This window comes from Dactylosporangium sp. NPDC050588 (genome assembly GCF_040654975.1).
GTDB classification, from domain to species: domain Bacteria; phylum Actinomycetota; class Actinomycetes; order Mycobacteriales; family Micromonosporaceae; genus Dactylosporangium; species Dactylosporangium maewongense.
In genome coordinates, this window is the sequence record NZ_JBFAJA010000029.1 from 82557 (window position 1) to 104761 (window position 22205).

Annotated in this window: 20 protein-coding genes; 4 read left to right on the top strand and 16 right to left on the bottom strand. The window is 71.0% G+C overall.

Going from position 1 to position 22205, the window contains the following annotated elements:
* Positions 1–35: 35 nt before the first annotated feature.
* The 11 genes from AB0I21_RS21720 to AB0I21_RS21770 all read right to left on the bottom strand — a co-directional run bounded on the left by AB0I21_RS21720 (position 36) and on the right by AB0I21_RS21770 (position 13041).
* Positions 36–1553, bottom strand: coding sequence for a ricin-type beta-trefoil lectin domain protein (locus AB0I21_RS21720; RefSeq protein WP_360563578.1), 1518 nt, complete (start codon positions 1551–1553; stop codon positions 36–38).
* A complete protein-coding gene (locus AB0I21_RS21725) occupies positions 1550–2149 on the bottom strand; it encodes a hypothetical protein (RefSeq protein ID WP_360563580.1) in 600 nt (199 codons plus the stop codon). Before AB0I21_RS21725 ends, AB0I21_RS21720 begins: the two co-directional genes overlap by 4 nt.
* Positions 2146–3840, bottom strand: a complete 1695-nt coding sequence (locus tag AB0I21_RS21730) for a putative Ig domain-containing protein (RefSeq protein ID WP_360563582.1) — start codon at positions 3838–3840, stop codon at positions 2146–2148. The genes AB0I21_RS21725 and AB0I21_RS21730 overlap by 4 nt, the downstream gene beginning before the upstream one ends.
* Positions 3841–3847: 7 nt before the next feature.
* Complete coding sequence (gene pilO / locus AB0I21_RS21735) at positions 3848–4393, bottom strand: type 4a pilus biogenesis protein PilO (RefSeq protein ID WP_360563584.1); 546 nt, start codon at positions 4391–4393, stop codon at positions 3848–3850.
* The gene (locus AB0I21_RS21740; protein WP_360563586.1) at positions 4393–6468 is read right to left on the bottom strand and encodes a PilN domain-containing protein; all 2076 of its coding nucleotides are present in this window, start codon (positions 6466–6468) and stop codon (positions 4393–4395) included. The genes pilO and AB0I21_RS21740 overlap by 1 nt, the downstream gene beginning before the upstream one ends.
* A complete protein-coding gene (pilM, locus tag AB0I21_RS21745; RefSeq protein ID WP_360563588.1) occupies positions 6465–7490 on the bottom strand; it encodes a type IV pilus assembly protein PilM in 1026 nt (341 codons plus the stop codon). Before pilM ends, AB0I21_RS21740 begins: the two co-directional genes overlap by 4 nt.
* A 20-nt stretch (positions 7491–7510) precedes the next feature.
* Positions 7511–8287, bottom strand: a complete 777-nt coding sequence (locus tag AB0I21_RS21750) for a prepilin peptidase (protein WP_360563590.1) — start codon at positions 8285–8287, stop codon at positions 7511–7513.
* A gap of 107 nt (positions 8288–8394) precedes the next feature.
* Entirely contained in the window at positions 8395–8895 is a 501-nt protein-coding gene (locus AB0I21_RS21755; RefSeq protein ID WP_360563592.1) for a prepilin-type N-terminal cleavage/methylation domain-containing protein, read from the bottom strand.
* Positions 8896–8994: 99 nt separating this feature from the next.
* Complete coding sequence (locus AB0I21_RS21760; RefSeq protein WP_360563593.1) at positions 8995–10227, bottom strand: type II secretion system F family protein; 1233 nt, start codon at positions 10225–10227, stop codon at positions 8995–8997.
* 11 nt (positions 10228–10238) lie between these two features.
* On the bottom strand, positions 10239–11324 hold the full coding sequence (locus AB0I21_RS21765; RefSeq protein ID WP_344506336.1) for a type IV pilus twitching motility protein PilT: 1086 nt from the start codon (positions 11322–11324) through the stop codon (positions 10239–10241).
* A gap of 46 nt (positions 11325–11370) precedes the next feature.
* Positions 11371–13041 (bottom strand): ATPase, T2SS/T4P/T4SS family, encoded by a 1671-nt coding sequence (locus tag AB0I21_RS21770; protein WP_360563595.1) that lies wholly within the window; start codon positions 13039–13041, stop codon positions 11371–11373.
* 189 nt (positions 13042–13230) lie between these two features.
* Between AB0I21_RS21770 and AB0I21_RS21775 the strand changes: the two genes are divergently transcribed.
* Positions 13231–14391: a hypothetical protein gene (locus AB0I21_RS21775; protein ID WP_360563597.1), complete on the top strand. Its 1161-nt coding sequence runs from the start codon at positions 13231–13233 to the stop codon at positions 14389–14391.
* A gap of 117 nt (positions 14392–14508) precedes the next feature.
* Here the strand turns inward: AB0I21_RS21775 and AB0I21_RS21780 are convergent, their stop codons facing one another.
* Positions 14509–15357, bottom strand: a complete 849-nt coding sequence (locus AB0I21_RS21780; RefSeq protein ID WP_360563598.1) for an NAD(P)-dependent oxidoreductase — start codon at positions 15355–15357, stop codon at positions 14509–14511.
* A 10-nt stretch (positions 15358–15367) separates the two neighbouring features.
* The gene (locus AB0I21_RS21785) at positions 15368–15958 is read right to left on the bottom strand and encodes a TetR/AcrR family transcriptional regulator (RefSeq protein ID WP_360563600.1); all 591 of its coding nucleotides are present in this window, start codon (positions 15956–15958) and stop codon (positions 15368–15370) included.
* A 103-nt stretch (positions 15959–16061) separates the two neighbouring features.
* Between AB0I21_RS21785 and AB0I21_RS21790 the strand changes: the two genes are divergently transcribed.
* Entirely contained in the window at positions 16062–17192 is a 1131-nt protein-coding gene (locus tag AB0I21_RS21790) for an NAD(P)/FAD-dependent oxidoreductase (protein WP_360563602.1), read from the top strand.
* Positions 17193–18041: 849 nt separating this feature from the next.
* On the top strand, positions 18042–18206 hold the full coding sequence (locus AB0I21_RS21795; protein ID WP_360563604.1) for a hypothetical protein: 165 nt from the start codon (positions 18042–18044) through the stop codon (positions 18204–18206).
* Positions 18207–19212: 1006 nt separating this feature from the next.
* Here the strand turns inward: AB0I21_RS21795 and AB0I21_RS21800 are convergent.
* The 3 genes from AB0I21_RS21800 to AB0I21_RS21810 all read right to left on the bottom strand — a co-directional run bounded on the left by AB0I21_RS21800 (position 19213) and on the right by AB0I21_RS21810 (position 21115).
* On the bottom strand, positions 19213–20190 hold the full coding sequence (locus tag AB0I21_RS21800) for a winged helix DNA-binding domain-containing protein (protein WP_360563605.1): 978 nt from the start codon (positions 20188–20190) through the stop codon (positions 19213–19215).
* Between the two features lie 134 nt (positions 20191–20324).
* Positions 20325–20873, bottom strand: a complete 549-nt coding sequence (locus tag AB0I21_RS21805) for a Clp protease N-terminal domain-containing protein (RefSeq protein WP_360563607.1) — start codon at positions 20871–20873, stop codon at positions 20325–20327.
* Positions 20873–21115, bottom strand: coding sequence for a helix-turn-helix domain-containing protein (locus AB0I21_RS21810; protein WP_360563609.1), 243 nt, complete (start codon positions 21113–21115; stop codon positions 20873–20875). The genes AB0I21_RS21805 and AB0I21_RS21810 overlap by 1 nt, the downstream gene beginning before the upstream one ends.
* A gap of 62 nt (positions 21116–21177) precedes the next feature.
* Here AB0I21_RS21810 and AB0I21_RS21815 point away from each other — a divergent pair, with 62 nt between their 5' ends.
* A complete protein-coding gene (locus tag AB0I21_RS21815; protein WP_360563611.1) occupies positions 21178–22155 on the top strand; it encodes a 2-oxoglutarate and iron-dependent oxygenase domain-containing protein in 978 nt (325 codons plus the stop codon).
* The last annotated feature ends 50 nt before the right edge of the window (positions 22156–22205 follow it).

Below are 22205 nucleotides of genomic sequence, written 5' to 3' on the forward strand. Positions count from 1 at the left end.
CGCGGCCGGGCGTCAGGAGGTCCCTTACGGGATCGTCACTTCTCCCCGATGTTCTTCAGGGGTGTCGGATCCTCGATGCTCGCCGGCGCGTTCCATTTCTGCAGCTTGCTGCCGTCGCACACGGCGGTGGTGAGCTTGCTGACGACGGTGCTGCCCTTGAAGATGTCGCCGGGGGGCAGCTTCGGGTCGTCCAGGTTCGCCGGGGACAGGCACTGGCCGTAGGCGTCCTTGATGACGTAGCTCGTCGGGTAGGAGTTGTCGATCTGGTACGACACGTCCCACTCGACGTTCGGGTCCTTGCCCGCGGGCGGGCACTTCTGCATCGTCACGAAGTGGGTGCTGCCACCGGGCTTGAAGGTCGTGAGGCAGTAGAGCGTGTTCGTCTTGGTGTTGTCGTACGTGGTGATCCGCCCGCTGACCGTGCCCTTCCCGTTGGCCGACAGCGGCACCGTGAAGCGCTGGTTCCACGCCACGCTGAGCGGGTTCGGCGCCTGCTTGCACGGCCACACGATGAGGAAGCCGAGGGTGGTGTCGAAGTTGGTGACGTCGACGCACCGCCCGAACTGCTTGAAGTTCACCAGGTTGTTGGGGGCACCCGCGTTGCCGGCGCCGACGCTCGCCTCCGGCGCGAACGTGCGGGTGTTGTCCGACGCCCCGCCGCACCCGATCAGCTCCATGAACGCGCCGGCGGTGCTGCCGGCCTTCGCGTGCATGCAGAACGAGCCGAGCCCGCCGGTCGACGAGGTGCTCTGGAAGTTGGAGCTGTCGTTGAGGCTCCACCGCTGGTAGTACGGGACGGTCACCTTCCCGCACACCTGGAACTGCAGCAGCGCGCCCGACACCGGGCTGGGCCCCGAGTCGATGCACATGCCGGACGGGTTGGCCGCGGTCTTCGACGAGACCAGCTGCAGCGTCAGGTCCGTCGTGTACGTGAAGGTCTGCCGCGAGCTGCCCGGGTTGCACGGCTGGGTGGTGACGTTCGTGCCGACGGCCGGCGAGCCGGACCCGGCGTCCAGGCAGAACGCGCCGCCGTAGAAGCGCACCAGGCCGCCCTCGACGTTGGCGTTGGTGGTGCGGAAGACGTACGTGGCGGTCAGCGTCCGCGAGTCACCGGCCGGGAACGGGTCGCCGGGGTTGCCCGTCGCCGTGCCCGTCGACGTGATCACCGCGAACGCCGGCACCGCCAGCAGGTGCGAGGTCTTCGACGCGCACGACAGCGGGGTGCCGACCGCGTCCTGGTACTCCACCGACACCTGGTAGCGGCCCGGCAGGCCCGAGCCGACGACGCCCAGCAGCGGCGAGACGACCGGCAGGCAGACGAGGTTGGCGATGCTGCCCAGGGAGGCGCGGATGCCGCCCATGACGACGTCGATGCCGGCCTCGGCGGCGTGCAGCGCCTTGGCCCGCTCGATCGTGGACGCGGTGTCGCGCACCTGCCCGATCACCACCGGCACCATGAGCGTCGACAGGGACGTGCCGACCAGCGTCAGCATCATGGCGAGCGGCAGCGACCCCCGGTCGTCGCGCACCCTGAACCGTCGGAACAGGCTCATTTTCGGGCCTCCGGGCAGAACTTGTTCGGGTCGTCCTTCAAGCTGCTGTTGAGCGCGGTGAACGTCAGGTCGGTGAGCGCCTCCGTGTGGCCGCGGCCCGGGTTCGTGGTCACCGACAGGACGATCCGCAGCCGCTGGAACCCGGTGTACTTGCCGGACGGCACCAGCGTGAACGAGCTCTTCGCGACGTCGACCTCGTTGGCCAGCACGACCCACTTCGCCGTCGGCGTCGTCGTCTGCGGCCACACCCGGCGGCGCAGCACCTTGGCCGCCACGTTCATCTCCAGCTGCGCGCACTCGGGCTTGCCGCTGACCTCGGTGTTGAGGTATTCGACGAACCGGTTGCCGGCCGCGTCGGCGTGCACCGGCCCGATCCCGGCCGCGTAGCGCAGGTTGCGGTCCAGCCGCAGGAACGCGGTGTTGAGCTGCGACTCGGTCAGCGCCACCAGCTCGTTGTTGTTGCCGGCCTGGAACAGCTGGATGACCCCGGTGGTGAAGATGGCCATGACCACGGACATGATGCTGGTCGTCACCGCCATCTCGGCGAGGGTGACCCCGGCGTCCTCGCGGCGCAGCCGCGCGAGGAAGGCGTTCACGTGATCTTCCAGACGAACATGAAGACAGACGTGGCGCCGACCTTGTCGGTGACCGTCAGCGTCACCGTCGAGGTCCCGGCGGCGGTGGGCGTGCCGGTGATCGCGCCGGTGCTGGCGTTGATGGACAGCCCCGCCGGCAGGCCGGTCGCCGTCCACGTGTAGGGCGTCGTGCCGCCGGTCGCCGCCGACGCCTGCGAGGCGATCGCGGTGCCCTTCGTCCCGGTCTTGTCCGGCGCCGCGGTCGTCGGCGTGGTGACCCGGAGCTGGGTCGCGACCGGCGTGGTCACGTTGACCGGGACGACGGCCGTGTTCGTCACGCCGTTGCTGTCCTTCACCGTCAGCGTCACCAGGTAGCGGGTCGAGCCGGTCACCGTGCCGGTGAGCGCGCCCGACGGGGACAGCGCCAGCCCGGGCGGCATGTCGGTCGCCGTCCACGTGTAGCCGCCGGACCCGCCGGCCGCGCCGACGTTGCCGGAGTAGGCGACGCCCTTCGTCAGCGCAATCGGTGTGTTGGCGGTCGGGAACTGCACCGCGACCTTCGTGTTCCACTTGAACGCGGCCGTGTGTTTCTTCGCGTTCTTGTCGGTCACCGTCACGCTCACGGTGGCGGCCGCCGCCGCGCCGCTCACGGTGCTGGTGCCGGTCACCACCCCGGTCGCGGTGTTCAGCGTCAGCCCGGCCGGCAGGCCCGTCGCCGCCCACGTGTAGGGGCCGATGCCGCCGGTGACCGGCAGCGTGTAGGAGACCGCCGAGCCGGCGTCCCAGGTCTGGTCCACGGGCGCGGCGGCCGGCGTGGGGACCACCGTCCAGTTGAACGAGGCGTCGTTGCTGGACGCCTTGTCGTTGACCACGACCCGGACCACGTAGGTGCCGGCGACCGTCGGCGTGCCGGTGATGACCCCGGCCGGCGTGTAGGACAGGCCCGGCGGCAGGTTCTCCACCGTCCAGGTCAGCGGCGGGTAGGCCGTCGTCGCGGTGAGCGTGATCGCCTTCGCCATCGGCACCGACACTTCGTCGGTTTGGTTGCCGGGGTTGTCCGGCAGCGGCGCGGTGACGGTGACGAGCGGGTTGAAGATCGGGTCCGCGATGGAGGCGCTGACGAGGGTCTGCGTCACGTACGAGCAGACCCCGCCGGTGCTCTTGCAGGCCTGGTCGTTGGGCCAGGTGACGGCGACGACGACGCGGTAGAACGGCAGCAGTGTGCCCGGCAGCGACAGCAGGCCGCACGCGTCGCTGCCGAGCGGCATCTGGCACGAGCCGACGAACCACTGCCGGTCGAACGCCGTGTTGTTGACCTTCATGACCTCCGGCACGATCGGCAGGACCGGCGTGACGCTGTCCGCGAGCGGGCCGAGGTCGGGGTCGGAGGCCGGTGTCATCGTCTTGAGCAGTCCGGCCACGTCGAAGTCGGCCAGCCCGGGGATCTGGCCCTTCTTGAGCTTGCCGAACTGCGCGGTCACGTCCTTCAGGCTGCGCCCGGTGACGAGGGACGGGCCGGGCATCGACTTGACCAGCTCGACACCGTCGTGGGCGAGCCGGATCGCCATCTGCAGGCCGCGCTGCTTGTTGAGCGTCGCCGTCGTGGAGACGAAGAACGTCGTCAGCGCCGTCATCACCACGCCGATGATCGCGATCGACGTGAGGGTCTCGACCAGGGTGAACCCGGCGTCGGAGGGGGGAGTCCGTCGCATCCCGGCGCTACTTCCCGCCGGCGAAGAACGCCTGGACCGTCAGGGTCAGCGTCGCCTTGCCGGCGGAGGTCGTGGCGATGTTCAGGCTGCCGATGAGCAGCGCCCGCGGCTGCACCTTCTGCAGCTGGTCCAGGAACGGGTTGACCTTCGCGGCCGGTCCGGCGGCGGTCAGGCTGATCGGCAGCGCCTGCACCTTCTGCCCGCCGACGGTGACCTCCGCCGCGCCGCCGACGCTGACCCCGCTCACCGTGACGCCGGTCAGCTCGCCGGCCGTCTGCAGCTCCCGCAGCAGGGCCGCGACCGAGTCGGTCTGCGGCAGCGCGGCGAGGTTGGTGGCCTGCTCCTTGCGGTACTCGGCGATGTGCTGATTCTGCTCGTCGAGGCCGGCGATCACGCTGCGCAGCCTGGTCACCTCGGTCGTGGTGTCGTCGGCGATGCCCCGCAGGTCGTCGGCCTTCTGGTACTTGGGCTGGATGACGAAGAAGTAGGTGAAGACCAGCAGGAGCAGCGCGCCGAACGCGCCGCCGAGCAGCCACAGGCGCTCCGGTCGCATCACTTGCCTCCTGAGGCGCTCGGTGCCGCGCTCGGCGACGTGAACCGGCCGCCGAGCGCCGCCGGGGTGATGTCGACGCGGATCGTGAACGTGAGACCCTCGTCGCTCTCGGTCGCGTCCGTCGGGAACGGGTTGCCGATCCCGGTGACCTTGCCGAGGGTGTCGACGTACGCGGCGATCGCCGCCTTCGACGGCGCCGTGCCGGTCAGCGTGATCAGGCCGACCACGTCGGGGTCGGCGGTGCTGTCCGTCTGGGCGAGCGAGCCGGTGACGCTCTGCACCGCGACGCCCTTCGGCGCCGCCTGCTGCAGCGACGTCAGCAGCGCCGACCACGACAGGTCCCGCGCCATCACGAGCTGCAGCTGGTCGGCGATCGCCTTGCGCTGCTTCTGGATGCTGTCGACCTCGGTGTACTTCGCCTTCTCGCGCAGCAGGTCGACCTTCGTGTCGTTGATCCGGTCGACCTCGTCGTACGCCTGCTGGGTGTGCTGGTAGGCGACCACGAACCAGCCGGCGAGCAGCAGCGCGAACACGGCCAGCCCCGTGACGACGAGCCGCCGGACCGTGCTGAGCCGGCGCCGGTCGGTGATCTCCATCGGCAGCAGGTCCGCCGCGATCGGCAGGATCCGCATGGAGCGGGCCGTCGCCTCCGGGAACGCGGGGTGCGGTGCCCCTTCCCGGCTCTTCCGCGCCGGTGCCTCCTGGTCCTGCTGCGCGACCGGGGCGCCCTGCTGCGCCGCGTGGACGGCGGCCGGCACGGCGGGCTGGGTCACGGTCGCCGCGTCACCGGGTCCGGCCACGGGCGCGCGCTGCGGTCCCGGCTGCGGCCCCGCCGCCGGTGATCCCGCCTGCGCCGGCGGGACCGACGGCGGTGTCGGGCGGGGAGGCGGGGGCACGTCGGCCTGCGGCAGTCCGGTGGGGGTGGGGGCCGGCGCCGGTGGGTGGTGCGGGGGCGCCTTGAGCGCCGGGTCGTGGGCCGCGCCGGCGTGCCCCGACGGCCGTTCGTCCGGCCGTGCTTCCTGCGGGGGGCGGGCCAGCGGGGACCTGGCGGGCGCGGTGAACTGGACGCCCGGCAGCACCGGCGCGGCCTTCCCCGCGTCCTGCCCGGGTTCCCGGGTGGTGGGGGCGGAGGCCTGCGGGGACAGCGTGGGGGTCCGCTCGGCGGGCGGCGGGGACGACGTCGGCTGCGGCGCCCAGGTCGGGGGCGGCGGCGTCGCCGTGGGCATGGTGGCCGCGGGCTGAGTCGTGGGCAGGGTCGTGGGCAGGGTCGTGGGCAGGGTCGTGGGCAGGGTCGTGGGGCGGGGTGCCGTGGGCGCGTCGGTGAACTGCGTGGGCTGCGGTGCTGCCTGCGGCTGCGGGGCGGTGCCGGGGAGGACGAGCTCGCCGGCGATGTACCGGGGGAACCCGCGCCGCGAGGCGGCCGTCTCCGTGGACGCCGCCCGGGTGGCCTGCGGCGACCGCGAACCGACCAGGGTGTCGTCGCGGTGCGGTTCGAGCGGGCCGCTGCCGTGGGCGGCGTCGAGCGGCTCGCCCAGGGACGGCAGCCGCACCGCTGCCCGCGGCGCGTCCGGTGCGTCGCCGGCCGGCGGCGCGAAGTCCGCGGGCGGCCACACCGGCGGCGGTCCGGACGGCACGAGCGGCACCAGGCGCTGCCCGTCCGCAGGCGGCGCCTCCTCCGGCCAGGCGCCGCGCGGACCGGTCAACGCTTCGAGCGGACCCGTCAGCGGATCGGTCAGCGGGTCGGCGGCGCGGGTGGGTCGCGGGTCGGACCGTTGGTCAGCGGTCAACGGGTCGGCGTCACGGGTGCGCGACGGGTCGGCCGGCCAGCCGGGCGGCGGGCCGGCGGGGGCGGCGGACAGCGGGTCGGTGGCGTGGGTGCGTGGCGGGTCGGCCGGCCGGCCGGGCGGCGGGCCGGCGGGGGCGGCGGACAGCGGGTCGGCGGCGTGGGTGCGCGGCCGGTCGGCGGGGCGGGACCGCGGGCCGGGCTCGTCGTCGGACTGGTCGTCGTCCCAGGACGGCAGGACGATGCCGGTGAGCTTGCGCTCCGGCTCGTCCTTCCACCACGGCTCGGTCACGACGACGCTCCCAGGGTCAGGCCGACGGACACGGCCGCCGAGGCGCGGACGTGCTCGAGGCTGCCGTGGCGGACCCGGCGCAGCCCGCGGACCCGCATGACCGGGTCGACGGCGATCACCTCCACGTGCAGCTGGGCGTGCAGGGCCTCGAGGAGGCCGGGCAGCATCGAGCCGCCGCCGGTGAGCGCGAGCCGGCTGACCCGGGCCTGCCGGCCGGCGGCCGTGAGGTACGCGAACGAGCTGCCGATCTCGTTGATGAGCGGCCGGACCGCGTCCTTGAGCGCCGAGGCGGTCTGCCCGTCGGTGTCGGTGCGCAGCCCGACCCGGCACTTGACCTCCTCGGCCTGCTCGAGGGGCAGGTCGAGCCGGTCGGCGACGGTCCGGGTGATCTCGTTGCCGCCGCGGGGGATGGTCCGCACGATGAGCGGCTCGCCGTCGTGGTGCACGACGACGCTGGTCGCGTGCGCGCCGATGTCGACGAGCGCCTCGACCTGCTCGTCGAGCCGGGACGCGGCCCGCAGCAGGGCGAAGGACGCCAGGTCGACGCGCGCGACGTGCAGCTTGGCGGCCTCGACGGCGCGGATCGCGGCGAGGACCGGCTCCTTGGGCGCGGCGATGAGCAGCCCGCGGACGGTGTCGGCGGAGCCGGGATCCTCCAGGGGGTAGAAGTCGATGAGCGACTTCTCCGGCGGCAGCGGCAGCGCGTCGCGGACCTGGAAGGGCAGCGCCTTGCGCATCTCCTTCGCCGGCAGGTTGGCGACGGAGGTCTCGCGGACCACGACCTGCTGGTGGGTGACGCCGAGCGCGACCTTGCGGCTGCGGAATTTGAACGTTGACCACAGCTGCTTCAGCGCCGTGGTGACGGCGTGCTCGTCCTGGACGGCACCGCTCTGCACCACGCCGGGGCCCAGCAGGATGTGGCCGAAGTTGCTGATGACCGGCCCGTCCTTGCTGTTGCTGGTCTCCGCCGCACGGATGGACGTCGTGCCGATGTCCAGTCCGATGAGGTTGACGGCAGCCATCGTGCTCCTTAGAAAAACCGTCAGGCGGGCAGGAGGATGGAGGTGTACCAGTCGGCGATCGGCGCGGCCGCGAAGAGCGCGACCAGCGCCCCGGCGAGCATCGACGGGCCGAAGGGCACCGCGGTCTTGCGCCCGGCGCGGCCGCCGGCCATCAGCGCGATCCCGGCGATCCCGCCGAGGAGGAACGCCGCCAGGGTCCCGACGGCGAGCGGCGCCCAGCCCAGCCAGCCGAGGTACAGGCCCAGCACGCCGGCGAGCTTGACGTCGCCGAAGCCCATGCCGCCCGGGTACACCAGAGAAAGCAGCAGATAGAAGGCGAAGAGCACCGCCATGCCCACCAGGCCACGCAGCCCCGCGGACCAGTCCCCCTCCAGCACCACGGCGGGCAGGAACAGGGCCGGCACCACCAGGTAGGACGGCAGGACGATCGCGTTGGGCAGGCGCAGCACGTCGAGGTCGATGAGGGCCAGGGCGACCGCGATCGCCGCGAGGTACAGCCAGGCGGGCAGCGCCGCCGACCAGCCCAGGCGGGCGGTGACGGCGACGAACAGCGCGGCCGTGCCGAGCTCCACCAGGGGGTAGCGGACGCTGATCGGGGCCTCGCAGTCGGCGCAGCGGCCGCGCAGCAGCAGCCAGCCGAGCAGGGGGACGTTGTGCCACGGCCGGACCGGCGCCGTGCACTGTGGACAGTGCGAGGCCGGCCGGAGCAGCGACTCGCCGCGGGGGACGCGGTGGATGACGACGTTGAGGAACGACCCGATCGCGAGGCCGAGCACGCCGACGAGCGCGAGCAGCATCAGCGTGCTCCTTCCCGTGAAGGTCCGTGAAGAGATCCGTGAAGAGACCGGTGTGGCGGCCCGCGTCACCGCGAGCCGCCACCGAAGCCTCGGACGCAGGGAACCGGTCAGGGCGTGGCCGCGGCGCCTTCCTCGGCGCAGTCCTTCAGCGTCGTCTTCGACGACTTCTTCACCGAGCCGCCGGTGGCGCTGTAGTACGTGTAGAAGGTCTTGCCGTCCGCGTTCTGGCCGCAGATACGGTACGTGCCGTCACCGAAGTTGTGGAAATACAGCTTGTTGCCGGGCGACGCGTTGGCGGTCTGCTTCACGCCGGTCTTGGCGGCGCCGTCGAGGTACATGTCGATCGCGGCGCCCTCGGCCGTGCTCTCCACGTCGGCCGGGTACTTGTTGCCGTTCTCGGTGTAGAACTGCTCGGCGGCGCTGACCGCGGCGCGCACGTCGGACTCGGCGGACTTGTTCGCCGCGCCCTTACGGTAGTTGAGGTACATGGGGACGGCGATCGCGACAAGGACGCCGATGATCACGACAACGACGAGGAGTTCGACGAGCGTGAATCCGCCGTCTCCGGCGGCACGCTTCTTCTGCATCCTGCGCAGCGTTTCCTTCATGGGTGAGCCTCCTGCTCCTGCATGGGGTGTGGTGGTGGTTGCGGCGAGGCTCCGCTGCCTGGCGCGCCGTTCGTTTTCGGTGGTGCTCGGGTGCTGTTCTCAGTTGCTCTGGATGTTCTGGTAGATCGAGAACATCGGCAGGTAGAGGCAGATGATCATCCCGCCGACCACGCCACCCATGACGAGCACCATGATCGGTTCGATGGACGCGGTGAGTGCGTCTGCCGCGCTGTCCACCTCTCGGTCGTAGAAATCGGCAACCTTCTCCAACATCTGACTGATTTGGCCGCTTTCTTCGCCGACTTCGACCATTTGCACGACCATCGATGGAAAAATCTTGTGGGTGCCGAGCTGCGAGGACATCGGCCGGCCCTCGCGCACCGCGTTCTGGAGATCGGCCATGGCGTTGCTGATCACAGCGTTTCCGGTGGTGGCGCCGACCACATCCAGGGCCTGCAGCACCGGCACGCCGACGCCGAGCAGGGTGCCGAGATTGCGCGAGAAACGGCTCAGCGCGATCTTCGTGAACAGCGGCCCGAAGACCGGCAGCTTCAGCTTGACCTTGTCCACCCGCAGCCGTACCGCCGGGTTCACCGCCATCATCTTCCGTAGCGTCACCGTGACCACGACGAACACGGCGATGATGAGCGGGCCCAGCCAGAAGAGCGTGTGACTGGCGTTCACGATGATCTTCGTGGGGAGCGGGAGCTCGCCGCCGAGCTGTTTGAACATCTTCTCGAAGATCGGCACGATGAAGATGAGCACCGCGCTGATCATCACGACGGTGAAGAGGAGCACGATCACGGGGTACGTGAGCGCGCTCTTGATCTTCCCGCGGAGCTGGGCGTCCTTCTCGAAGTTCGTGGCGATGCGGTCCAGGGCGCTGTCGAGGAAGCCGCCGGTCTCGCCGGCCCGGATCATCGCCACCATCAGCGTCGGGAAGACCTTCGGGTGCTTGCCGAGCGCGCCGGACAGCGACATGCCGCCCTCGATGTCGAGCCGGACCTCGCCGACGGCCTTCTTCAGCGACGGCTTCTGTGCCTGCTCCTCCAGCACCGCCAGGGAGCGCAGCAGCGACATGCCGGACTGCGTCATCGTCGCGAACTGCCGGGAGAACACCGACAGGTCCTTGAGCGTCGTCCGGTCGCCGAGCCCGGGGATGGTGATGTCGCGCTTCATCAGCGTGTCGGCGCTGGTGATGGCGAGCGGCGTCAGGCCCTGCTGGCGCAGCAGCTGCGCGGCGGCGAGCTCGTTGGACGCCTCGATCTTGCCCTTGGCGCGCTTCCCGTCGTGGTCGATCGACTGGTAGTCGTACGTCTTCGTCGCTGTCATGACGACTCACATCACATCCGGCCGGCGAGACGGCGGAACTCCTCCGCCGAGTGGCACATCTCCAGCGCCGTCTCGTACGTGACGAGCTGCTGGCGGACCCGCTCGGCCAGGTGCTGGTCGAACGAGAGCATCCCGTCGTTGCCGCTGGACTGCATGAACGACGGGATCTGGTGGTTCTTGCCCTCACGGATCAGGTTCCGGATCGCCGGCGTGGCGAACATGATCTCCGCGACGATCGTGCGGCCCTGCCCGTCGGCGCGCGGCGCGAGGGCCTGCGTGACGACGCCCTGCAGCGCGTTGGACATCTGCGCCCGCACCTGCTGCTGCTGGTGCGGCGGGAAGATGTCGATGACCCGGTCGACGGTCTGCGCCGCGCTCTGCGTGTGCAGCGTCGCCAGGACCAGGTGGCCGGTCTCGGCCGCGGTCAGCGCCGTCGACGTCGTCTCCAGGTCGCGCAGCTCGCCGACGAGGATGATGTCGGGGTCCTGGCGCAGCGCGTGCTTCAGCGCCATCGAGAACGACGTCGTGTCCGCGCCCACCTCCCGCTGGTTCACCAGGCAGCGCTTGTGCTCGTGCAGGAACTCGATCGGGTCCTCGATCGTCACGATGTGCGAGGAGCGGGTCCGGTTCGCCAGGTCCAGGATCGCGGCCAGGGTCGTCGTCTTGCCCGAGCCGGTCGGCCCGGTCACCAGCACCAGCCCGCGGTGCAGGTGCGCGAACCGGGCCACCTGCTCCGGCACGCCGAGCTGGTCGAGGGGCTTGATGTTGTGCGGGATCGCCCGGAACGCCGCACCGAACGAGCCGCGCTGCGCGTACAGGTTGACCCGGAAGCGCGACACGCCCTCAATCGCGTAGGCGAAGTCCAGCTCCTGGATCTGCTCGAAGTGCTTCCACTGGCTCTCGTTGAGCACGGCGGCGCGGACCAGCATCTCCGTGTCGGCGGGCGTGAGGTCGTCGTAGCCCGGCAGGTACCGCAGCCCGCCGTTGATCCGCACCGTCGGCGGCGCCCCGACGGTCAGGTGCAGGTCGGAGCCGCCGACGCGGACGAGCGACACCAGCATCGCGTCGAGCGAGGCGCGCTCGTCGCTGGTCACCATGGTCTCCACACGCGGCCCATCGGCAGTGCCCCGGCCGTGTTGAGGGTTACACGGCGACCCGGACCACCTCCGGGATCGAGGTCTGCCCCTCGGCGGCCTTCGCCAGCCCGTCGAGGCGCAGGTCGACGAGCCCCTCCTGGCGGGCTACGGCCTGGATCTCGTGCGCCGAGGCCCGGTCGATCGCCAGCTTCTCGATCTCCGCGGAGACCGGCATGACCTCGTGCAGCGCGATCCGGCCCCGGTAGCCGGTGTTGGCGCACGAGCGGCACCCGACGGGTCGCCACAGCGTGCTGGGGGCGCCGAGGATCTCGTACGGCCACCGCGCGCTGACCAGTTCCGCCTCGTTCGGCTCGTACTCGGTGCGGCACCAGTCGCACAGCCGGCGCGCGAGCCGCTGCGCGAGCACGCAGTCGACCGACGAGCCGACCAGGAACGGCTCGATGCCCATCTCGACGAGCCGGGTGACCGCGCTCGGCGCGTCGTTGGTGTGCAGGGTCGACAGCACCAGGTGGCCGGTGAGCGCCGCCTCGACCGCCAGCTGCGCGGTGGTGCGGTCCCGGATCTCGCCGATGAGCACCACGTCGGGGTCGGAGCGCAGGATCGCGGGCAGCACCGCCGCGAACGTCAGGCCCGCCTTGTGGTCCACCTGCACCTGGTTGACGCCGGGCAGCCGGTACTCGACCGGGTCCTCCACGGTGATGATGTTGACCGTCGGCTTGCTGATCTCGGCGAGGGTCGCGTAGAGCGTCGTCGACTTGCCCGAGCCGGTCGGGCCGGTGACCAGCAGCATGCCGTGCGGCTTGTGGTAGGACGCCGCGAAGCGCTCCGCGTTGGCCTTGCTGAAGCCGAGCTTCGCCAGCTTCAGGTCCATGCCGCTGGTGTCCAGGACACGCAGCACGATCTTCTCGCCCCACACCGTCGGCAGCGTCGCGGTCCGCAGGTCGACCGCCCGCTGGTTGATCTCGACGGTGATCCGGCCGTTCTGCGGCACGCGCCGCTCGGTGATGTCGACGTTCGACATGATCTTCAACCGGGAGATCAGCGCCGACTGGACGTGCTTGGGCACGGTGTCGACCTCGTGCAGGACGCCGTCGATGCGGTACCGCACCCGCATGTTGTGCTCGCCGGGCTCCAGGTGCAGGTCGGACGCGCGGTTCACGATCGCCTGTTCGAGCAGCGAGTTGACGTACCGGACGATCGGCGCGTCCTCGTTGAGCGTCGTCAGGGCCGAGACGGCCGGCGTCGACTCCGCCCGCAGGCTCTCCGCGACGTCGCCGAGGTCGTTCTCCTCCCGCTTCAACCGGTCGATGATCTTGCGCAGCTCGGAGCGGGCCACCACGACCGGGCGGACCGTGAGGCCCGTCGCGGCGCGGACGTCATCCAGCGCCAGGACGTCACCCGGGTCGGTGATGCCGACGGTGATTTCGAGATCGTTGAGGGCGATGCCGAGGACCCGGTGCTTCAGGACGAGCGCCATCGGGATCTTCGTGATCGCCGCCGGATCGATCGGGTAACCGACCAGGTCCAGCGTCTGGATCCCGTACGCATCGGCGGACGCCTCGGTGAGCTGATCCTCGGTGACGATGTGGTCATTGATGAGCACGGCGCGGATCGACCGCCCCGTGCGCTCCGCCTCCTCCGCCGCCCGGTCGACCGCCTGCGGATCCGCTCCACGTTCCTTCAGCGCGTCCAGCAACGGACTGAACGTCTGGTACATCTCACCCCCGAGTCCTCAACGGCATCATCGGCACCGATCCGGGTGACTTTCGGGATTCACCCCCGCCGGATGGTCGGTGTGCGTTGACGCGCCGCGTCCCCGTCATGAGGATGCTTCGCTGTGTCGGTTGCCGTCGTCGAAGATCCGTTGCCCGGCAAAATCAGTGTGTGGCGCGCGAGATGGGTCCTGATGCGCTACGGACGCCCCCCAGGGGCCCCACCGGAGGGAGTCACCGCGACCGGAACGCTGTTGGCCCTGGTCACCGAGGTCGCCGCCCGGGTCGGGGTGGCCGCCCCCGACGCGGTCCTGCTCACCGGCCACGGCGTCGTCCGTGCCTGGGCCAGCCGCCGCCGGCGGGTCCTGCTGGTCGGGCTGCCGCTGCTGTACTGCCTGACCGTCGACGAGATCCGCGCGCTGGTCGCGCACGAGCTCGCCGTCGTCGACCACCGCCGCGCCCACCTCGTCGCGCGCCTGCGGGACCTGTACGAGGAGGCCGCCGACCCGTCGCGCGTCGAGCTGCCCCCGCGGGCGGCGGCGGTGCTGCGCGCCACCCGCGAGTTCGCCACCGCCCTGGAGCGCAAGGCCGACCAGGCCGCCAGCAGCGCCTCCGGGCTGCACACCGCGGCCCGCGCGGTCGTGAAGGCCGACCTGGCCGAGTTCGAGTTCGCCGACCTCGCCTTCGACCTGGAGGAGCAGGTGTGGCAGCACGCGGCGGCGGCGATCCAGGACGTCCACGACGGCTGGCGCGCCGCGATCCGCGTCGGCGCGGTCCTCGCGTCCGTCGACGACGACACCCGGACCACCCTGATGAACCGGCACCCGAACCTCGCCGGCGCCATCGCGCCGCTGACCGCCGCGCACCTGGCGCTGCGGGCCGCGGACCTCGTGCCCCTCGACCCGCTCCCGGCCGCCGACGAGCGCGCCCTGGCCCGGCACGTCCTGCGCCGCTCGCCGGCGGAGTGGACCACGTTCGCCGCGGTGCCGGCCACCGCCTGGCCCGGCTGGGTCGTCCGGCAGGCGCGCGCCGTGCACGACCAGGTCGCCACCCTGCTGGGGCGCCCGGCGAACGGCGACGCGGAGGTCGTCGAGGTGCTGCTGACCCGCCTCGACGAGCTGGTCGCCGCGAACTGGCCGGCACAGCCCGAACCCCCGACCGAGCCCGAGGACCTCGACGCGACCCCGTCCGTGGTCGTGGTGATGGAGGCGGCGCTCACCTCCCGCGGCTGGCGCCGCGTCCACCCCGCCACGCCCGGCGTCCTGGCCTCGGAGTCGGGCATGGAGTGCAACCTGCACGAGCTCGCGGTCTCGCCGACCGCCCTGCCAGAGCTCCTGGCGCTGCTGTCCAGCTAGCGTTTTCCTGGCTTTCCGGCTTTCCTGGCTTTCTGGTTTTCCTGGCTTTCTGGTTTTCCTGGCGCGCTTCGGGTTTCCCTGGTGTGCTTCGGGTTTGCTGTGGCGCGCTTCGCGTTTTCAGGGGCGCAGTTCGGTGCGCCAGGAGTGTCGCGGGTCGTAGCCGAGGACCTCGCGGGCCCGGTCGATGCAGAGCAGCGTCTCGAACTCGCCGAGCTCGCGGGTCAGCGGCACCTCCGGGAACACCTCGCGCATCAGCTCCACCGACGGCCGGTCCATGATCGTGTCGGCGGCGGCGATCACGTACGAGCTCGCGCCCTCGACCGGCGCGTCGAGCGCGAGCCGGCAGGCGGCGGCCACGTCGCGCACGTCGACGTACCCCCACAGATTCCACTTCCGTGAGTGCGGGTCGCTCCAGTAGCCGGGGACGGCGGCATAGTCCTCGGGCGCGTGGACGTTGGACAGCCGCAGGCCAACGAACGGGATGCCGCTCCACCCGGAGATCTCCCGGGCCAGGGTCTCGCCGACGACCTTCGACAGCGCGTAGGTCGTCGTCGGGAACGGGTAGTGCTCCTCGTCGACCGGCGCGTAGCGCGGGGGAGTGTCGAACGGCAGGCCCAGCGTCGTCTCGCTGGAGGACCACACGACCCGGCCGACGCCGGCGTTCTGCGCGGCGTGGAACACGTTGAAGTTCATCGCCGAGTTGCGGTTGAACGTCACCGCCGGCGGATACATGCCGGGCGCCGGGATGTTGGCGAGGTGCACGACGGCGTCGGCGTCCTGCACGACCTCGACCGCCTGGCCGTAGTCGGTCAGGTCGGCGACCACCATGGGGGTGCCGAGCTCGCTGAGGTGGCCGGCCTTGCCCACGGCGTCGGTGGCGACGACGTGGTGGCCGTGGGCGAGCAGGTCGGCGACGACCGCCCGCCCGGTCTTGCCGTGTGCTCCGGTGACGACGATCCGTGCCATGCCTACGTTTCTACCGCAGGCCTCGGTGCAGCAGTGCGGTGAGGGTGTCGATCGCCTCGTCGTCCGGCAGGCGCGGCTCGGGCGCGGTGAGGTGCGCGTAGGCGAACATCGCCAGCATCGCCCCCATCGCCTCGGCGACCACGGCGGGGCGGCCCGGCAGCGGGTGGCCGCGTGACGCGAGGAGCTCCAGGTGCTGCCGGAGGATCGCCGTGTCCTCGGCGAGGCGGGTGCGTGCCTGCCCGCTGAACGGCGCCTCCAGCATCGAGGACTGGAAGAGGGCGACCATCACCGGCAGGTGGGTCTTGAACGTGTGCCAGGCCGCGGCGACGTGGAAGCGCAGCTGCGCCTCGTCGGACAGGTCGTGGTCCGGGTCGTGGTCGGGGAGTGCCTCGCCGGCGGTGGCCTGCATGTCGGCCAGGAGCGCCCGCAGCAGCTCCTCCTTGCTCGCGAAATGGTCGTAGAACGAGCCGACCGCCCGCCCGGCCTCGGCCGTGATGTCGCTGATCTTCGTGTTCAGGTAGCCACGGGTGGCGAAGAGCCGCCGGGCGGCCTCCTTGAGAGCGGCGGAGGTCTGGGCCGCCTTCTCCCTGCGCGTAGCCATCGCGATTCCGACCTCCCTCCCTCTCCTCTTGACGGCCGACCGTAGCAGCCAGTAAAACTGAATCGTAGTTCACCGAATTTAGATTCAGTTTCTGGAGGCGGGCATGGAGGCCATGGTCATCGGGGGCGGGGTCGCGGGGCCGGTCGCGGCGATCGCGCTGCGACGGATCGGGTGGGACGTGACGGTGCACGAGGCGTACGCGGACCCGGCGGGCGACGTCGGGTCGTTCGTCAGCCTCGGCGACAACGGGCTGCGGGCCCTCGACGCGATGGGCTGCCGGGACGCGGTCGCCGCCCGTGGCACGCGGCTGCCGCTGCTACGGCTGCGCAGCGGCCGCGGCAAGCTGCTCGGCGAGGCCGCCCGCGGGCGGGTGACGCTCATGCGCGGGCACCTGGTCGAGACGCTGCGCGCGCTGGCCCTGGAGTCGGGCGCGCGGATCGTCACCGGCCGCCGGCTGACCGGCGTCGGCCACGGGCGCACGGCCGTGTTCGCCGACGGCACCACCGCGACCGCCGACCTCATCGTCGGCGCCGACGGCATCCACTCACGGTTGCGGACCGTCATCGACCCGGCCGCACCGGCCGTGCACTACGCGGGCCTGTGGACGGCCGGCGGCCGCTCACCACACCCGGTCGACCCGGACGCGTTCACGATCACATTCGGCGCGAGGGCGACGATGGTGTGCGCCCCGACCCCCGCCGGCACCCTGTGGGCGGCGCAGGTCCCCTCGCCCACGCCACCCGCCGGCCCGCTGGACCACGCCGCGCTGGCGGCACTGTTCGACGCCGACCACGGCCCGGCGGCCACGCTGGTCCGCACCACCGACCACTGGCACCCCCGCACCGTGATGCAGGCGCTGCCGGCCGGCGTACCGCGCTGGCACCGCGCCGGCATGGTCGTCCTCGGCGACGCGGCCCACCCGATGGGCGCCGGTCAGGGCGCCAACCTCGCCGTCGAGGACGCGGTCGTCCTCGCCCGCTGCCTACGCGACACCCCCGACCTGAACACGGCCCTCACCCACTACGAAACCCTGCGCCGCCCCCGAACCACCCAGATGCTGAAGTTCGCCGGCGCAAACCGCGACGCAAAGATCTCCGGCCCCGTCACCGCCCGCATCCGCGACGTGACAATGCCCTTCTTCTTCCGCCGATTCGCAGCGAAGTCCAGCGCCTGGATGCACGACTACGACGTCGAATGGAACAAGGCCAGCACCCCGTCCCCGTCGTCAACCTGACGCCGGCCCCCGCTCCCACAGAAGCCCGCCGCGTGGATGCACGATTGCGCCATCGAGCGGACCGCGTTCGGTGCCGCGGTTTTCGGTTTCGGATCCGGCGTCGACATGATGCCGCCCGGTCGCAACATCAGGTGAACTCCGTCAACGCCTCAGCCCTGGTGTCGGCGTGACTCCGGGTGGGTGCGGTGTCGAGCGGGACTCGGTCAGTGCCACGGCCTCGACCCCGGCGCGACACGAGGCGGGTGCGGCGTTGAGTGGAAGCGGCCAAAACCTCGGCGTTGACGTGACGGCGGACCGATGCAGATCGCTTCTCGAACGGCTCCCGTTCCGGCGGTTGCGGAGATGAGCATCGCGCGGACGCACAGTGCGGTGTCGATTCGGACGCATTCAGTGCGTCGGTGTCGGTGCCGGTGTTGATGCGGGGCGGGTGCGGCGTTGGGAGGAGTGCCGTCAGCATCGCCACTCCGATGTTGACGTGTTGGTGCATCGGCGCTGGCGGCTTCTCGGCCGGCTTTCCGTTCTGCGGCTTGCGGAGGAGGCCGCACGTAGGTGTACGACTACGGCGTTGAGTGCGGCGGCTTCGGTGGCAACATGACCCGGTGGGATCGGTGCTGGCGGCTTCCGTCTCGGTGGTTTGCGTGATGAGTGGCGCGTGGGTGGGTGACGGCGTCGTCGAGTGGGTCACGGTCGGCGTTGTGGTTTCGGTGGTGACATGACGGCGGTTGGGTGCGGTGTTGGGTGGGATGCCGTCAGTGTCACGGCTCCGGCATCGACACGGTGGTGGACCGGCGTCGGTGGCTTCTCGGTCGGCTCCCATTCCGGCGGCTTGTGGAGAAGGTCGGCACGTAGGTGTACGACTACGGCGTTGAGTGCGGCGGCTTCGGCGTTGACACGATGGCGGATCGGTGCTGGCGGCTTCTGTCCCCGGTGGTTTGCGTGATGGGCGGCGCGTGGGTGGGTGACGGCGTCGTCGAGTGGGACACGGTCAGCGCTGTGGTTTCGGTGGCGACATGACGGTGGATCGGTGCTGGCGGCTTCTGTCCCGGTGGTTTGCGTGATGGGCGGCGCGTGGGTGGGTGACGGCGTCGTCAAGTGGGTCACGGTCGGCGTTGTGGTTTCGGTGGTGACGTGACGGCGGTCGGGTGCGGTGTTGAGTGGGATGCCGTCAGCGCCACGGCTCCGGCTTCGACACGGTGGGGACCGGCGCCGGTGGATTCTCGGCCGGCTTCCGTTCTGGCGGCTTGCGGAGAAGGCCGCACGTAGGTGTACGACTACCGGTCCATGTCGTGGGTTCGGTGTCGGTGTGGCGCCGGGATGGGGGCGGTGTTGGGTGGAATGCCGTCAGCGTCGCGGCTTCGGCGCGACGTGTTGGTGGATCGGTGCTGGCGGCTTCTCGGCCGGCTTCCGTTCTGGTGGTTTGCGCGATGGCGGCGCGTGGATGCGGGGGTGCGGTGTCCGGTCCGTGCCGTGGGTTCGGTGTCGGCGTGACGTGGGGTAGGGGCGGTGTCGACTGAGACGTGGTCAGCGTTTGGCTTCGGCGTTGACATGACGGTGGATCGGCGTTGGCGGCTTCTGTCTCGGTGGTTTGCGGTGGTGGGCGGCGCGTGGGTGGGTGACGGCGTCGTCGATGGGACGTGGTCGGTGCTGTGGTTTCGGTGTTGATGTGACGGCGGGCCGGTGCGGTGTTGGATGGGATGCCGTCAGCGTCGCGGCGTCGGTGCAGACGTGACGGTGGACCGGTGCTGGCGGGGGCGGTGTTGGGTGGATGCCGTCAGCGTCGCGGCGTCGGTGCAGACGTGTCGGTGGAGCGGCGCTGGCAACTTCCGCTCCGGTGGTTTGCGGAGATGGGGGCCGTGGGACGTGTGACGACGGTGTTGAGAGGAGCGTGGTCAGGGGATCGGCTTCAGTGTTGACGTGGTGGGGGACCGGTGCTGGTGGCCTCCGAGGCGGAACCCGTCTCGGCCGTTGCGGTGATGGGCAACGCGCGGGTGTGTGGGCGGCGGTGGTGCGTGGGACGTGGTCAGGGCCTTGGCTTTGGTGGCGGTGGGGTGCGGGGTGGGGGCGGTGTTGTGTGGAAGGCGGTCAGGGCCTCGGCTTCGGTGTTGACCTGGCGGCGGACCGATGCCGGAAGCTTGTCGAACGGCTCCCACGACACGACGCCGGTCTTGCTCACCGTCCAGGTGCCGGCGACCTGGCCGTCGACGAGGAACGTGCCGATCGACTGGGGCATCCGCACGTGGAACACCTTGGTGCGGTGCTCCTCCGGCAGGATCAGGGTCCGCCGGGCGTGTGCGAGCAGCGTCGCGTCGTAGGTGGGCAGGAACCGCACCGGCGCCGGCGTCTCCGGGTCCGGCAGCGGCTGGTCGGGCAGGTCGACGAGCTCCCGTCCGCGCTCGTCGCGGAACCGGCGCAGCTCCATCGTCGCCAGGACCTTGGCGACGTCGGTGACGCTCAGACCGGCCCAGTCGGCGATCTCGGAGCGGTGCGCCGGGCCGAACCCGCCGAGATACCGGCGCACCAGCAGCTCCCGGGCTGCTTCGACGGTGATCTCGGGCGGGCTGACCCAGTCCTCCGCTAAACCGAACAGGTCCGCGCGGCGGCGGGCCCAGGTGCCGGTCGGGGGCACGCGGACCATGTCGAGATGCATGCCGACGCCGCCGCGGATCTCCGGGCCGTAGAGCTGGTCGATCTCGGCCCGCTTGACCGGCCGCTCCCGCAGGAGCTCGCGCAGGCTCTGCGCGGCCTCGGTGAGCTCCGCGGGGCCGACGGCGTTGCGGATGACGCGGTGATACCAGTCGCGCCGGGCATCCCGGATCGCGATCAGGAACGGCCAGAAGTCGGCCCGTGAGACGAGGTGGATGGTGGCGCGCAGGATGGTCGCCTGGACGACCTCGCGGGCCTCCAGGAGCCGGGTCAGCGACTCGCGCTCGAAGCCTTCGATCCGGGTCCACAGCCCGATGTACATGGACGGGGCATACTGCGCCTGGAGCCCAGCCATCGTCTCCAGGACGGTGGGGGCGTCAGCTCGTACACGAGACGCCAACGACTGCCGGGCCAGCAAAGCGCGGTTGAGGTGTCGCCACGTCAGTGTCCGTTCCATGCAGACACTCAAGCACAGGGGTATGACAAGAATCAGGCGACGTTACGCAGGGCGGCCTTGACGAGCTCCATGGTGCGGTCGTAGCTCATGCCCTGCTCGCGCAGGAGCCGGCCGCCGGTGCCGCGCTCCTCGCGCAGGACGCCGAGCAGGAGGTGCTCGGTGCCGATGTAGTTGTGCTTCATGGACAGCGCGACCCGCAGCGACAGTTCGAGGGCCTTCTTCGCGTCGTTGCCGAAGCGGTTGGGCAGCTTGCTGCGCCGGAACAGGAAGCCGCCGCGCCGGGGCGGCTCGGCCTGCTCGAGGGCGCCGGGGCCGAACGTCTGCTCGACGCTGCTGCGGACCGCGTCGAGGTCGATGCCGATGGAGCGCAGCGCGGCCGCGTCGTCGGTGCCGGTGAGGGCGACGACGAGCCCTTCGCGTTCCACGGCGCACGCCTGCAGCACGTCGGCGGCGATCCCGCCGACGGTGAACATGGCGAGGACCAGGTGTTCGGTGCCGACCGTCCGGTGGCCGAGCGCGTTGGCCTCCTCGTGCGCGTTCTGGACCGCGGTGCGGGCGCGCTGGGTGAACCGTTCGAACATCACTGTGCTCCTGTCTCTTGTACCGGTGTCACTGCCCGGCTGGCGTGCTTCTTGTGGACCGCCTGGCGCGTCACGTCGAGGGCGTCCGCGATCTCCTGCCACGACCAGCCGTGCCGGCGGGCGTTGTCGACCTGGAGTACCTCGAGCGCGTCGGCGAGGCGGCGCAGCGCCACCGCCGCCCGCAGTCCGACTCTGGGATCGGGGCTGGCCGCGGCGTCGGCGAGATCGCCTGCTTCCGTCATGTGTCAACCGTAGTTGACAGCTTCGGTACGTGTCAACCACAGTTGACAACTACGCTCCTGGCATGGACGCGCTGCCGGTCATCGACATCTCCGACCTGGACTCCGCCGCCCGCGGCATCGAGACGGCCTGCCGCGACAACGGCTTCTTCTATGTCACCGGGCACGGCGTGCCGTCGTCGCTGACCGACCGGCTCGACGCGGCGGCGCGGACGTTCTTCGACCTGCCGCTGCCCGCCAAGATGGAGATCGCGATGGCCCGCGGCGGCCGGGCGTGGCGCGGGTTCTTCCCCGTCGGCGCAGAGCTGACCTCCGGCGTCCCGGACCGCAAGGAAGGGCTCTACTTCGGCACCGAGCTCGGCCCCGACGCCCCGCAGGTCCGCGCCGGGCTGCCGCTGCACGGCGCGAACCTCTTCCCGGAGCAGGTGCCCGACCTGCGTCCGGCGGTGCTGTCGTACGTCACGCGGATGACCACGGTCGCGCAGACCGTGCTGCGAGGCGTCGCGCTGAGCCTCGGGCTGCCGGCCGGGTACTTCGCGGAGTCGTACACCGCCGACCCCACCGTCCTGTTCCGGATCTTCCACTACCCGCCGTCCCCGCCGGACAGCGACGAGTGGGGAGTCGGCGAGCACACCGACTACGGGCTGCTGACGCTGCTGCTGCAGGACGGCAACGGCGGCCTCCAGGTGCGCACGCCCGACGGCTGGCTCGACGCCCCGCCGATCCCCGGCACGTTCGTGTGCAACATCGGCGACATGCTCGACCGGATGACCGGCGGGTGGTACCGCTCGACACCCCACCGGGTCCGCAACGTCAGCGGCAACGAGCGGCTGTCGTTCCCCTTCTTCTTCGATCCCGACTTCACCCAGCAGGTGCCGCCGCTGCCGAGCTCCGGCGGCTCCGAGGGCGCTCCGCGCTGGGACGGGCAGGATTTGCGGGCATTCACCGGGACGTACGGCGAGTATCTGGTAGCAAAGGTGGGCAAGGTGTTTCCAGAGCTGTTCGCGGATACCCGTCACCAGGGGGTACCCCGCATCGGTTAGACCCTTGCAAGCTTGTAAACGCAGGTCAGAGGGCTGGCACGATGACGGGA